Here is a 12,702-nt window from a genome sequence, read left to right as displayed (position 1 = left end):
TACATCGGGACTTCGCCCCCGTGAATTCGGGACGTGTGATCCTGGTCTCGGATTCCGCGGTCAGGTCGCCAGCCGGCTCAGCATGTCGCGCGCCTGCTCGGCGGTGCGCGGGTCGCACAGCACGTCGTATCGCCCGGCGACCAGCTGCATCGTGGAGGCGAAATCGCGCTGCCCGCGGGTCGCGGCGTACGGGATCGTGGTCGAGATCAACCCGAAGATGATGCCGCCGACCAGACCGAAGACGATGGGGGCGAATCCGGCGCCGGTCACCACCAGGGACACGAGCAGACCGAAGAAGAGGCCCAGCCAGGCACCCGAGACGACACCGCCGCCGATCACCTTTCCCCAGGTCAGACGACCTATCACCCGCTCGACCTGCATCAGGTCGACACCGACGATGGTCACGTCCTGCACGGTGAAGTTCTGATCCGACAGGTAATCCACGGCGCGCTGCGCCTCCGCGTAGGTGCCGTACGAACCGATCGGCCAACCCTTCGGCGGCGTCGGCAGGCCCGGGGTCTCGCGGCCTGGGCGCATCGGGTTCGTCATCTCGCGTCCTCACTGTTCTGGCGCCTTCGGCGCGACTATTCGGGCGCCTCCGGCGCGACTCTTCGGTGCCTTCGGTGCACACCCTGTCGACGTCCGGGGGCGCGGTGACCGACAGCCGGGACGCGCAGCACGCATCCCGCTGCCACTACCCTTACTCCCATGGCGGTCGTGAGCAAGGTGTACGTGGCCAGGTTGGTCGGATTGGCCGTGCTCGGACCGGACGGCGAGTCGATCGGACGGGTTCGCGACGTCGTCGTCGCGGTCCGGCTGTCCGGCCAGCAGCCACGTGCACTCGGACTCGCCGTGGAACTGACCACCCGTCGCCGGATCTTCGTCCCGATGCTGCGGGTGACGTCGATCGAGCCCCAGGCGGTCACCCTGAACACTGGCAACGTGAGCCTCCGGCGGCTGCACCTGCGGCCGGGCGAGGCGCTGGCGATCGGCCAGATCCTCGATTCCCGTGTCCGCGTTGACGATCCCGACCTGGTCGACCTGGCCGGCGTGGATGTGATGATCGTCGATCTGGGTATCGAACGTACCCGTACCCGCGACTGGGTGGTGTCGCGTGTCGCCGTCCGCACCGGCCGCAAGGGTCTCCGCCGGCGCGGGGAGACACATGTGGTCGATTGGAACCACGTCATCGGCCTCACCCCCACCGAGCTGAACCTCCCCGGACAGGGAGTCGCGCAGGCGCTGCAGCAGTTCGAGGGCATGCGCGCCGCGGACGTCGCCAACGCGTTGCGCGAACTCCCCGTCAAACGCCGCGACGAGATCGCCGCGGCTCTCGACGACGAGCGGCTGGCCGACGTGCTGCAGGAGCTCCCACCCGACGACCAGACCGACGTCCTGGCCCATCTAGAGCTCGAACGCGCGGTCGACGTGCTCGAGGCGATGGACCCCGATGACGCGGCCGACCTGCTGGGTGAACTGCCCGACGCGGAGGCCGAATCGCTGCTCGAACGCATGGACCCGGAGGACTCCGAGCCGGTCCGCCGTCTGCTCACCCACTCACCGGACACCGCGGGCGGGTTGATGACCACCGAACCGATCATCGTCACGCCGGCGACGACGATCGCCGAAGCCCTTGCCCGCGCACGCAATCCGGATGTCACCCCGGCCGCGGCGAGTCAGATCTTCGTGGTGCGCCCACCCACTGCCACGCCAACCGGCAAGTACATCGGCTGCGCCCATCTGCAGGCGCTCCTGCGTGAGCCGCCCGCAGACCTCGTCGCCGGAATCCTGGACACCGACCTGTCGCGGCTGCACCCCGAGGACTCCCTGGAAACCGTGACCCGGTACTTCGCGACCTACAACATCGTGTGTGGTCCCGTGGTCGACGAGGGAGGTCACCTCCTCGGCGCGGTCACCGTCGACGACCTCCTCGACGAGCTCCTCCCCCGCGACTGGCGTGAGACCGACTCCGATGACACCGGACCGATCCCGAAGATCACCGATGCCGACGCCGCAGGAGCGGGTGCGTGAGCCCCGAACCGTCCGGGCGTCGCCTCGACACCCCGCGACAGGGCCGCCGGTTCTCGTTCAATCTCGACTCCGACGTCGTGGGGGTGTACGCCGAACGCATCGCCCGGTTCCTCGGCACCGGACGATATCTGGCCATCCAGACCGTCATCGTGATCGTGTGGATCGCGCTGAACCTCGTCGCGGTCTCCTGGCGGTGGGACCCGTATCCGTTCATCTTGCTGAACCTCGCCTTCTCCACCCAGGCGGCCTACGCGGCACCGCTGATCCTGCTCGCGCAGAACCGGCAGGAGAACCGGGACAAGGTCTCGCTCGACGAGGATCGGATGCGCGCAGCGCAGACCAAGGCCGACACCGAGTTCCTCGCGCGTGAGCTGGCGGCCGTGCGACTCGCGGTCGGCGACACCGTCACGCGCGACTACCTGCGACGGGAGTTCGACGACCTGCTGACCGAACTCACCGAGAGACTGTCACCGTCCACCGACGAGGACGACGAGTTCGATCCGCGATCCGGCGGCTCGCGGGACCCCGACAAGTAACACACGAGTGTTCATCGCCCGATCAGATGCATGTGGTCAAGAATTGTCGGGTTCCTGTACTGGGGCAGTCGACCCATATGTATCGTGGGTCACACGTCAGCCGGTCCGGGGAGCAGGTGTCCGGGGGAGATCCCGGGGGAATGACACGGCCGGTTCCGGCATATCCCCGCGCAGGTCAGGCGGACATACACGAGTGGTGGACAGACGGAGTGGGTGTGGACAGGCAGTCGACGTCGGTTTCGCGGTCGCAGACCGCACCGGCCACGGGAGGGACGATGTCGCCGAGGGGTGAGCGGTGAGCCCGCGACCGTTCCGCCGTACCCGCGGACCACGCCGGGCACGTGTGTCCCGGCGCGCGCTCGCGGTCGGCACCGGCGGCGTGCTGGTCGGCGCGATGATGCTGGGAGCGGCGACGTCGAGCGCAGCCGGCGGATCGCTCGCGCAACCGGAAACCGTGCGTGAGGACACCCCCGTCGTTGCCGCGCAGATCGTGCCCGGCGCGCCCGTCACGCTGCTGGGCTTCGCACCGCCGCCGAAGACCCCCGAGCCGGTCGTCGCGCCACAATTCCGGATCGCCGCGAGTCTGCCGAGCGGCCCGCTCGGCATCCCCGGGGTGGTGCTGCAGGCCTACAAGCTCGCCGCCAATCGCGTCGACGCCGAGTCCCCGCAGTGCAAGCTGCCGTGGTTCCTGCTGGCGGGAATCGGCCGGATCGAGTCCAATCACGCGTCCAACGGCTCGGTCGACGAATTCGGCACCACCATCAACCCGATCGCCGGGCCGATCCTCGACGGCTCCCTCGCCGGCAACGCGGTGATCCGCGACACCGACGGCGGCAGCATCGACGGCGACGCGTCACACGACCGCGCCATGGGGCCGATGCAGTTCATCCCGAGCACCTGGGCCAGCTGGGGATCGGACGCCAACGGCGACGGCAAGTCGGACCCGAACAACGTCTTCGACGCCACCTATTCCGCCGGCCGCTACCTGTGTGCGGGCGTCACCGACATCCTGGCCGAAGAGAACAAGGTCTCGGCGATCCTGCGCTACAACCGCTCGATGGAGTACGTGGCCAACGTCCTGAGCTGGGCAGGCGCCTACGCCACCGGCGTGATGCCGACCGATCCCATCCCGGAACCGAAGCGCAAGCCGAGCAAGTCCTCGACCAAGAAACCGTCCACCCCGACGACCCCGGGCGAGAGTTCGTCGGCACCGTCGTCGACGACGCCCGAGACCAGCAGCACTCCCCCGCCCACCTGTATCGGTCAGCTGTGTCTGCCGCCCGATCTGATCCCCCGGGAGATGCTGCCGCCGCAGCTGCAGCCGCGGACCGCCCCCGGACAGGAGCCGACGCCGCGGAACAACCCGCAATCGCGCCGGCAGGGTGCGCCGACGACGACACCGGTTCCCGACGCCGCCCGCTGACGTCGGCCACACGGTCTGCCAGGACCGATATGCCCGAGCGTTAAGCTGGCAGGGATGACTACCGGAGTTCTCCCCACCGAATCAGCGGTCCGTGCCGCACTGAGCAAGGTCAACGACCCCGAGATCGGCAAACCCATCACCGACCTCGGCATGGTCAAGTCGATCACCGTCAACGACGACGCCAGCGTGGACATCGTCGTGTACCTGACGACGTCGGGTTGCCCGATGCGCAACGAGATCAGCGGGCGCGTCGAGACCGCCGCAGCCGATGTCCCCGGAGTCGGGACGGTTCGGGTGGAACTCGACGTGATGGACGACGAGCAACGCACCACACTGCGCAAGAAGCTGCGCGGAGACCGCGCCGAACCCGTGATCCCGTTCGCCCAACCGGGTTCACTCACGCGCGTGTACGCCGTCGCCTCCGGCAAGGGCGGCGTCGGCAAGTCCAGCGTCACCGTGAACCTCGCCGTCGCGCTCGCCGAACGCGGACTCAGTGTGGGTGTGCTCGATGCCGACATCTACGGCCACTCGGTGCCCCGGATGCTCGGTAGCGACGCCAAGCCCACGCAGGTCGAGCAGATGATCATGCCGCCGCAGAGCCACGGCGTCCGATTCATCTCGATCGGCCAGTTCACCGACGGCAACACCCCGGTGACCTGGCGCGGCCCGATGCTGCACCGGGCGCTGCAGCAGTTCCTCGCCGACGTCTACTGGGGCGACCTCGACGTGTTGCTCCTCGATCTCCCGCCGGGTACCGGGGACGTCGCCATCTCCATCGCCCAGCTCATCCCGGGTGCGGAGATCCTGGTCGTCACCACTCCGCAGCAGGCGGCGGCCGAGGTCGCCGAACGTGCCGGCGCGATCGCCCTGCAGACGCGGCAGAAGATCCTGGGTGTGGTGGAGAACATGTCCTGGATGGAACTGCCCGACGGCTCGCGGATGGAGCCGTTCGGTTCGGGCGGCGGCGAGATGGTCGCCGAACGGTTGACCCGCGCGGTCGGCTCGTCGGTGGAGTTGCTCGGTCAGGTGCCGCTCGAGACGACCCTGCGTGAGGGCGGTGACGCGGGCATGCCGGTGGTTCTGTCCGATCCGGAGTCCGCGTCCGGTTCCGCGCTCCGAGCGGTCGCCGAGAAACTGGCGGTTCGCCGACGAGGTCTCGCCGGGATGAGCCTCGGGCTCGACACGACGCGGCACGGCTGACGGGTGTCTGTCAGGTCGCGTCCCAGTCGCCGACCTGGTGCTGACGGGACCCGGGAGTCCGGGTGGTCGTGTCGGACGACGATGCGTCGTCTTCCCCGTGTGGCGCCGGCAGCGGCGCGGACACCGGTTTGATCTCCGGGGTGTCGGTCGTCGACCGGTCGACGGTGGTGTTGTCGAGACCCAGCTTGAAGATCGAATCGTCGCCGTCCAGCAGGTGCCGGGTGACCACCGCGCGTGGGGTCATCCCACGGAGCTCGTTGAGGTCGGACAGCGGTTTGCGTAGGTCGTCGAAGTCGGAGCCCAGTTCGTTCTTGAGCTGGTCGGTGGCGCCGGTCGCGTAGTCGCGGACCTGTCGTAGGGACTTCATCGTCCAGGAGACCGCGCCCGGAAGACGATCGGGGCCGAGGATGACCAGACCGGCGACCAGCAGGACGGCGATCTCACCCCACCCGATGCTGCTGAACATGTCGCCTTCCCCTCGCCGGACCGTGATCAGTCACTGGCCGGAGTGATCGTACCGGTGAAGGTACGCCCGTCACGCCAGTATGTGAACGGCACCTCGTCGTCGATCTTCGCCGTCCGGACCGCCACCGTCAATTCATCGGCGCTCTCGATGGTGCGGCCGTTGAACGAGGTGATCACATCCTCTTCGCGGACCCCGGCACGGTCGGCGGGCCCACCGGCGACGACGTTGCGGATCTGCGCGCCGAGGACGCGGTCGTTGCGGACCGAACTCGCGTTGACCCCGATCTGCGGATGGCGGACCTCGCCGTTCCGGATGAGGGTTTGCGCGATCGGCACCACCTGGTTGATCGGGATCGCGAAGCCCAGACCGATCGACCCACCTCCGGGCACGAGTCCGGCGGTGTTGATGCCGACGACCTCGGCGTCGTCGTCGACGAGCGGGCCGCCGGAGTTGCCGGGGTTGATGGCCGCGTCGGTCTGGATGGCGTCGATCACCGCGTCGGTGTCGGATTCGGCGTCCGGACGCAACGGCACCGGCCGGTTCAGCGCACTGACGATGCCGCTGGTCACGGTGCGATCCAGGCCCAGCGGGGAGCCGAAGGCGATGACCTCCTGCCCGATCTGCAGGTCATCGGAGTTGCCGAGAGAGGAGACCGTGAGGTTGTCGACGTTGTCGACCTTGACCACGGCGAGATCGGTCCTGATGTCACGGCCGACGATGCGGGCGGGAACCCGCGTGCGATCGAAGAACACGGCCTCCAACTTGGCGTTGCGGTCGTTGGCTGCCATCGCGATGACGTGATTGTTGGTGACGATGTAGCCGTCCGGATCGATGACGAATCCCGACCCGGTACCGACCGAACTCGCGGTCCGGACATCGAGTGCGACCACGGACTTCTCCACCGCCCGCGCGACGCCCGCCACCGGGGACCGCGGCGGCGCCCCGTCCTCCGCGTCGCCCGTGGACAGCTGCACCGAGTCGGAGTTCAGGGGCGCGACGACCTCGGCGGTCCATCGTCCCATGAGTCCGCCGAAGAGCCCGACCACCAGCGCCAGGACCGCCAGCGTCGCCAGCGCGTGCCAACTCACCCGCTTGCCGAACAGGATGTCCTGGATGCCCAGCTTGGGTCCGGGATCGGTCGGTTCGGCGACCACCGGCGGGGTCAGTGCGGGGTCGGTGAGGGACGCCATGCTCTCCGGGTCGCGCCACGGATCGGCCGGGTCGTCCGGCGCGTCCGGTTCCCCGTAGGACGCCAAGGGGTCTCGCTGCAGGGTCTCGGTCGCGCCGACGGGACGACCGAATGCCTCGGCGAGAACCGGATCGGGCGCAGCGACCTCGGGCATCGGGCGATCGTCCACCCCGCCCGGGTGCGTCGTAGCCGGGTTCGCGAAGGAGCCCTCGACTCCTGCGGGACGGCCGAACACTGCAGCTGTATTCGGCGACACCGGGACGTGGCGGTCTCCCGCCTCGCCGGGCGTGGCCTCGGTCGTCGCCGACCGATCGGGCCCGGTGGCATCGACGTCGGTGTCATCGCGGTCGGTGTCATGGAGCTCGGTGTCGTCGGGCCCCCACGTCGACCTGTCGAGTTCGTTGTCCCCTCTGGCCTCCACCGGTCAGCGGCCCCGCCGACGGCTCATCCACGACCACTGCGGACCGGCGGGCCGGCCTCCGACCAGACCGGGCGGAAGGGGTACGGGTTCGGCTGCGTCCGAGTGCTCCCATGGGGAGCGGTCGTGCCGAACCGTCTGGGCGTCCGGCGACATGTCGGTGACGTCGATCTCCCGGGTGGGGATCTGACTGAGCTGACCGAGCAGGGAGTCCGGAATCGACACGTCGGAGGCAGAGCGCAGTCGCGTGCGCGCGCTGACCTGGGCGTCGACGGCAGCCATGCATTCCGGACAGTGCGCGAGATGCTGCGTCGCCCGCAGATGGGCGTTCATCCCGAGTTCGGCATCGACGAACGCGGCGACGGCTTCGGGGGCGAGGTGCTCGGTGGGGGCGAAACGGCGCCCACCGGGGGTACCGGGCGCCCGATAGCTGCGATTGGGGGCGAACGAGGTGCCCACCGGGGACCAGGTCGCGGGATTCCACGCCGAGCGGCGTCGTCGTCGGAGATTCGGTGCGGGAAGGAAGCCGTCGAGACCTTGGCTGTGCTGCCCCGAGGTGGGTCGACCCCGGTTCATCTCCATCTGACGTTCACCTCTTTCACCGTGCTGGGGTGCGCACGCCTCGTCGACGACGCGCAGCCACCCAGCCTATCCGAAGATGACAACGACGCCCGGGCGCGAGCGGTTCCCGCGAGACGGAAGTCGGGTGAACGGATCAGCGAGCAGAGCCGATCGCGACCGACCGGCTGTCGGTGTGACCGCGGGAGTTGAGGTGGTCGCGGATGGTCTGCCGACCACGGTGGATACGGCTGCGCACGGTGCCCAGTTTCACACCCAGCGTCGCCGAGATCTCCTCGTAGGACAGCCCTTCGATGTCGCAGAGGACAACCGCCGCGCGGAACTCCGGCGGCAGGGCGTCGAGCGCGTCCTGCAGATCGGGGTCGAGGTTGGCGTCGTGGAAGATCTGTTGCGGGTCGGGGGTGTCGGCGGGTACGCGGTCGTACTCGTCGGGCAGCGCTTCCATCCGGATCTTGCTCCGGCGTCGCACCATGTCCAGGAACAGGTTCGTCGTGATGCGGTGCAGCCAGCCCTCGAATGTGCCCGGCTTGTAGTTCTTCAGCGAGCGGAAGACCCGGATGAACGTCTCCTGGGTCAGGTCCTCGGCGTCGTGCTGGTTACCGGACAGGCGGTAGGCGAGGCGATACACGCGGTCGGCGTGTTCGCGCACCAACTCATCCCACGACGGCATCAGGGTGTCGTCGCCGGTGGCATCGAAGCCGGCGGTGCCGGCGGGGACGACGTCTGCAGACCCCAGGGGATCAGTCATGTTGAGTGGCCAGTTCCCTTCCCCGGTCATCGCGAAGGATGACGGATGTTCACGATGGTAAACCAGGGCTCTCGACGATCTATTCCGCCGGTCGAGCCGTCAGTGCGCTAGTTGAACCCTCTCGCACCGTGGTGTGGTCGCCGTATGAGAGTCCTGAGGTTTCGCTGAGGATGTGAACGGCCGGTCGGCGAGAGTCGCGTCGGCGCGCTGACCACCGAGTTTTCGGACCGACAGTGGCGCGCCGCCCACGCAAACCCGACGCCGGGACATAACCTCGGAGAGTGACCGATTCAGAAGGCGGCCCGCACCCACCGACCGCATCGCCCGACAGTGCACTCATCGACTACGCCGAGTCGGCGATCGTCGAGGACGATGCCCTGCTGGCCGCGCGTGACCGGGCCGATGAACTGGGCGCCTCGGCCGTGGCACCGGCCGTGGGCGCGCTGCTGGCGCTGCTCGCGCGCACGTGTGATGCGCATGCCGTGGTGGAGATCGGCACCGGCGTCGGCGTCAGCGGGCTCTGGCTGCTCAACGGCATGGCCGCCGACGGCGTCCTGACCACGATCGACCCGGAACCCGAGCATCACCGTGCGGCCCGGCAGTCATTCGCGGGAGCCGACATCGCACCGGGCCGTACCCGGCTGATCAACGGGGCCCCCCGCGACGTGCTGCCCCGGCTGGCCGACGAATCCTACGACCTCGTGTTCGTCGACGGCCCGCTGATCGACCATCCGCGACACGTCACCGAAGCCATCCGCATGCTCCGCCCCGGAGGCGTGGTGGTGGTGCACAACGCCACCGCCGACGGCGCGGTGGCCGACCCCGCACGCACCGATCCGCCGGTGGCCGCGGCCCGGGAGGCGGCACTGCTGATCGCCGACGACGAACGACTGCTCCCGGTCGTGATCCCGCTCGGCGCCGGCGTCCTGGCCGCGACGAAGGCGCGCTGACACCGCATCCATTCGGACACCCCGTCGACTGGGCGCCACTTCCCGTCGACTGGGCGCCACTTCCCGTCGACTGGGCGCCACTTCCCGTCGACTGGGTCCTACATCCCGTCGACTGGGTCCTACATCCCGTCGACTGGGCGCTACTTGCCGTCGACTGGGCGCTACTTGCCGTCGATTGGGCGGCTCACACGTCGGTGGAGAACCGGATTCCGTTGTCAGGGATCTGGATTCCGGGCCACACCCGAGCGCCACGCAGCAGTTCGCAGCGAGCCCCGACGTCGGCGCCGTCCCCGATGACGGTGTCCCGGACGAGGGCGCGAGGGCCGAGCCGCGCACCAAAGCCGACGATGCTGCGCTCCACCACCGCACCGGCCTCGACGACCGCACCGTCGAAGATCACCGCGCCATCGAGACGGGCCCGGGGGCCGATCTCCGCGCCGCGGCCGACGACGGTTCCGCCGATCAGCACCGCACCGGGCGCCACGCCCGCACCCTCGTGCACCAGCGACTCGCCACGCCGGTCCCCCAGCGCCGGTGAGGGCGCGATCCCGCGCACCAGATCGGCTGAACCACGAACGAAGTCCTCCGGGGTGCCCATGTCGCGCCAGTAGGCGTGATCGGCATGCGCCTGGATGTGCCGGCCGTCGGCGAGCAGTTTCGGGAACACCTCGCGTTCCACGGACACCGCGCGCCCCGGCTCGATCTCCTCGATCACCGAACGCCGGAACACATAGGTGCCCGCGTTGATCTGATCGGTCGGCGGGTCCTGGGTCTTCTCCAGGAAGTCGGTGACCCGCCCGGTCTCGTCGGTCGGCACGCAGCCGAAGGCGCGCGGATCGCTCACCGACACGAGATGCATCGTGACGTCGGCGCCGCTCTCGCGGTGCGTCGCGAGCACCTCGCGGACGTCGGTACCGCCGAGCACGTCGCCGTTGAACACCAGAATGGTGTCGGCCGTCAGCTCGTCGAGGACGTTGCGGATGGCACCGCCGGTGCCGAGCGGCTCGGTCTCGGTGACGTAGGTCAGATTCAGGCCGAGTTTGGAACCGTCGCCGTAGTACTCGGAGAAGACATGCGCCTGGAACGAGGTTCCGAGCACGACGTCGACGACACCGGCCTCTTTGATCCGGGAGAGCAGATGGGTCAGGAACGGGACCCCGGCGGTGGGCAGCATCGGCTTGGGCGCCGACAACGTCAGTGGCCGTAGCCGTGTGCCCTTCCCGCCCACCAGGACCACGGCCTGCACCGCGCCGGTGTCCCCTTTCGGCGGCCCGACTGGGCTGTCACTGGTCATGGCTTCCTCCTCGGTGTCGTTCCCCTGACCTACGGGCCGCGATCACGGCGACCCGCGAACGCACGGCCAACCCGATACGCAACGCCAGCCGGACCGGCGCCTGCAGCACCCCGGGGTGCCGGTCGGCCTGGAATCGGTAGGCGCTGCGGTGGTGAGCAGGCAGCATCGTGTCCGGATCACGTCCGGCCGCATGCCCTTTGGTGTGGACGACCTCGGCCCCGGGGACGTAGACGTTGAGCCAGCCCGCCTGTCCCAGCCGGTCGCCGAGGTCGACGTCCTCCATGTACATGAAGTAGCGGGAATCGAAGCCGCCGACCGAGTCGAACGCCGCCCTGCGGACCAGCAGACACGACCCCGACAACCAGCCGACCGGCCGCTCGCTGGGTTCGGCGTTGTCGGCGCGGTAGGCGGTCGTCCACGGATTGGATTTCCAGATGGTCCCGAAGATGGCATGACCGGCACCCGAGATCAGGTCCGGTACCCGTCGCGCCGACGGGTACACCGATCCGTCGGGCTCGCGGATCAGCGGCCCGAGCGAGCCGGCCCGTGGCCAGCGGCGGGCGGCGGCGAGGAGGTCGTCGAGGGCGCCGGGAGACCATTCGACATCGGGGTTGGCCACCGCGATGAACTCCACCGACGAGTCGACCTCCGCGACGGCCCGGTTGATCCCGCCGCCGTAGCCGATGTTGCCGCCGGTGCGCACCAGGGTGACGTTGTCGTGGTCGCGTTCGGCGGCCTCGGGCGCGCCGTCAGTGGAACCGTTGTCGGCGATCACGACCTGCGGCACCGGGGACTCCGTCGCCTTCTCGAGGCTCTCCAAGAACGTCGCGAGGTACTTCCCCGACGAATATGTCACCGTCACGACGGCAAGCTCAGCGGTCACCGGGTAAGGGTAACCAACCTGCGCCGGCGCACTCTGCGGGTGCGGCACGTGTCAGTCCACCGCGGCGTGGTCGAGGGTGACCGCGGCATGCAGCGCCATCCGCCAGTCACGCAGCGGCGTCAGCCCGGCGGATGCCCACGAGTCGCCGGAGAGCACCGAATACGCAGGTCTCGGCGCCGGACGCGGGAAGTCGGCGGTGGTACAGGGGTGGACGCGATCAGGGTCGGCACCGACCTCGGCGAACACCTCCCGCGCCACGGTGTACCAGGTGACACTGCCCGCGTTGGTCGCGTGCAGCACCGCACCGGAGGTGCCCTCCACTGGCCCGCGTCCCACGAGTTCCCACAGTCCGGCCGCGAGGTCGACGGCGTAGGTCGGCGATCCCGTCTGGTCGTCGACGACGCTGAGTGTGTCGCGTTCGGCCTCCAGACGTCGCATGGTGCCGACGAAGTCTCGACTCGTCGGCCCACCGGTGTAGACCCATGCGGTGCGGACCACCGTCGCGGTCGGATCGGATTCCAGGGCGAGTCGCTCTCCGGCGAGCTTCGACGCGCCGTACACCGTCTCGGGGGGACCGGAGACGTCGTCCGGCTGGTACGGGGTGTCGCGTCGGGGTGCCTGTTCGGCGGCCGCGGCACCCGAGAACACGTAGTCGGTGGAGATGGTGATCAGCCATGCGCCGGACGCCCGGGTGGCGCGCGCCAGATTGCCCGGGCCGTCCCGATTGACGGCGTACGCCCGCGCGGAGTCGGATTCGGCGCCGTCGACGTCGGTGTAGGCGGCACAGTTGAGCACCACGTCGCCCGATCGCAGGCCCGACAATGCGTCGGCCACCGACGAGGCGTCCGCGATGTCGATGTCGGCCGAGGTCAGCGGTTTCACCTCGACCGATGGCACGGGCGGGTCGGCCAGGAGCGCGGCACCGAGCTGCCCGGCCGCACCGAGGACGAAGATCGTCGATCCCATGGATGACATCGTGCCGCAC

13 protein-coding genes are annotated in these 12,702 nt (G+C 69.1%); 5 read left to right on the top strand and 8 right to left on the bottom strand.

The annotated features are described in order from the left end of the window. Positions 1 to 60: 60 nt before the first annotated feature. Positions 61 to 549 carry a YflT domain-containing protein gene (locus tag V1Y59_RS05400; RefSeq protein WP_330503805.1) on the bottom strand — a complete coding sequence of 163 codons (489 nt, stop codon included), beginning with the start codon at positions 547 to 549 and terminating at the stop codon, positions 61 to 63. Between the two features lie 159 nt (positions 550 to 708). Between V1Y59_RS05400 and V1Y59_RS05395 the strand changes: the two genes are divergently transcribed. The 4 genes from V1Y59_RS05395 to V1Y59_RS05380 all read left to right on the top strand — a co-directional run bounded on the left by V1Y59_RS05395 (position 709) and on the right by V1Y59_RS05380 (position 5,190). Then, the gene (locus V1Y59_RS05395) at positions 709 to 2,031 is read left to right on the top strand and encodes a magnesium transporter MgtE N-terminal domain-containing protein (RefSeq protein WP_330503804.1); all 1,323 of its coding nucleotides are present in this window, start codon (positions 709 to 711) and stop codon (positions 2,029 to 2,031) included. Beyond that, a complete protein-coding gene (locus V1Y59_RS05390; protein WP_330503803.1) occupies positions 2,028 to 2,567 on the top strand; it encodes a DUF1003 domain-containing protein in 540 nt (179 codons plus the stop codon). The genes V1Y59_RS05395 and V1Y59_RS05390 overlap by 4 nt, the downstream gene beginning before the upstream one ends. A gap of 295 nt (positions 2,568 to 2,862) precedes the next feature. After that, positions 2,863 to 3,990: a lytic transglycosylase domain-containing protein gene (locus tag V1Y59_RS05385; RefSeq protein ID WP_330503802.1), complete on the top strand. Its 1,128-nt coding sequence runs from the start codon at positions 2,863 to 2,865 to the stop codon at positions 3,988 to 3,990. A 54-nt stretch (positions 3,991 to 4,044) separates the two neighbouring features. Beyond that, positions 4,045 to 5,190, top strand: coding sequence for an Mrp/NBP35 family ATP-binding protein (locus V1Y59_RS05380; protein WP_330503801.1), 1,146 nt, complete (start codon positions 4,045 to 4,047; stop codon positions 5,188 to 5,190). 10 nt (positions 5,191 to 5,200) lie between these two features. On the opposite strand, the gene tatB is transcribed toward V1Y59_RS05380, so the two are convergent. From tatB to sigE, 4 genes are all read right to left on the bottom strand, one after another. Further along, the gene (gene tatB, locus V1Y59_RS05375) at positions 5,201 to 5,656 is read right to left on the bottom strand and encodes a Sec-independent protein translocase protein TatB (protein WP_330503800.1); all 456 of its coding nucleotides are present in this window, start codon (positions 5,654 to 5,656) and stop codon (positions 5,201 to 5,203) included. Positions 5,657 to 5,682: 26 nt separating this feature from the next. Beyond that, entirely contained in the window at positions 5,683 to 7,266 is a 1,584-nt protein-coding gene (locus tag V1Y59_RS05370; protein WP_330503799.1) for a S1C family serine protease, read from the bottom strand. A gap of 3 nt (positions 7,267 to 7,269) precedes the next feature. Beyond that, on the bottom strand, positions 7,270 to 7,845 hold the full coding sequence (locus V1Y59_RS05365) for a hypothetical protein (RefSeq protein WP_330503798.1): 576 nt from the start codon (positions 7,843 to 7,845) through the stop codon (positions 7,270 to 7,272). Between the two features lie 133 nt (positions 7,846 to 7,978). Next, entirely contained in the window at positions 7,979 to 8,590 is a 612-nt protein-coding gene (gene sigE / locus V1Y59_RS05360) for an RNA polymerase sigma factor SigE (RefSeq protein WP_330430431.1), read from the bottom strand. Between the two features lie 281 nt (positions 8,591 to 8,871). On the opposite strand from sigE, the gene V1Y59_RS05355 reads away from it, so the two are divergent. Then, the gene (locus V1Y59_RS05355; RefSeq protein WP_330503797.1) at positions 8,872 to 9,540 is read left to right on the top strand and encodes an O-methyltransferase; all 669 of its coding nucleotides are present in this window, start codon (positions 8,872 to 8,874) and stop codon (positions 9,538 to 9,540) included. A gap of 184 nt (positions 9,541 to 9,724) precedes the next feature. On the opposite strand, the gene manB is transcribed toward V1Y59_RS05355, so the two are convergent. The 3 genes from manB to rfbD are packed head-to-tail and all read right to left on the bottom strand — an operon-like array spanning position 9,725 to position 12,692. Beyond that, positions 9,725 to 10,834 (bottom strand): mannose-1-phosphate guanylyltransferase, encoded by a 1,110-nt coding sequence (gene manB, locus V1Y59_RS05350; protein WP_330430433.1) that lies wholly within the window; start codon positions 10,832 to 10,834, stop codon positions 9,725 to 9,727. After that, complete coding sequence (locus V1Y59_RS05345; RefSeq protein WP_330503796.1) at positions 10,824 to 11,717, bottom strand: glycosyltransferase family 2 protein; 894 nt, start codon at positions 11,715 to 11,717, stop codon at positions 10,824 to 10,826. The genes manB and V1Y59_RS05345 overlap by 11 nt, the downstream gene beginning before the upstream one ends. Positions 11,718 to 11,768: 51 nt before the next feature. Continuing rightward, on the bottom strand, positions 11,769 to 12,692 hold the full coding sequence (rfbD, locus tag V1Y59_RS05340; RefSeq protein WP_330503795.1) for a dTDP-4-dehydrorhamnose reductase: 924 nt from the start codon (positions 12,690 to 12,692) through the stop codon (positions 11,769 to 11,771). Positions 12,693 to 12,702 lie beyond the last annotated feature (10 nt).

It is taken from the genome of Gordonia prachuapensis (assembly GCF_036350515.1).
Taxonomy (GTDB): domain Bacteria; phylum Actinomycetota; class Actinomycetes; order Mycobacteriales; family Mycobacteriaceae; genus Gordonia; species Gordonia prachuapensis.
The sequence above is the reverse complement of the archived record's forward strand: the minus strand, read 5'-3'. Positions and strand labels throughout refer to the sequence as shown.

Coding starts and splice junctions, on each gene's coding strand:
- manB (WP_330430433.1), bottom strand. CDS start 10,834: ATGACCAGTGACAGCCCAGTCGGGCCGCCGAAAGGGGACACCGGCGCG.
- V1Y59_RS05400 (WP_330503805.1), bottom strand. CDS start 549: ATGACGAACCCGATGCGCCCAGGCCGCGAGACCCCGGGCCTGCCGACG.
- V1Y59_RS05365 (WP_330503798.1), bottom strand. CDS start 7,845: ATGGAGATGAACCGGGGTCGACCCACCTCGGGGCAGCACAGCCAAGGT.
- sigE (WP_330430431.1), bottom strand. CDS start 8,590: ATGACTGATCCCCTGGGGTCTGCAGACGTCGTCCCCGCCGGCACCGCC.
- tatB (WP_330503800.1), bottom strand. CDS start 5,656: ATGTTCAGCAGCATCGGGTGGGGTGAGATCGCCGTCCTGCTGGTCGCC.
- V1Y59_RS05380 (WP_330503801.1), top strand. CDS start 4,045: ATGACTACCGGAGTTCTCCCCACCGAATCAGCGGTCCGTGCCGCACTG.
- V1Y59_RS05395 (WP_330503804.1), top strand. CDS start 709: ATGGCGGTCGTGAGCAAGGTGTACGTGGCCAGGTTGGTCGGATTGGCC.
- rfbD (WP_330503795.1), bottom strand. CDS start 12,692: ATGTCATCCATGGGATCGACGATCTTCGTCCTCGGTGCGGCCGGGCAG.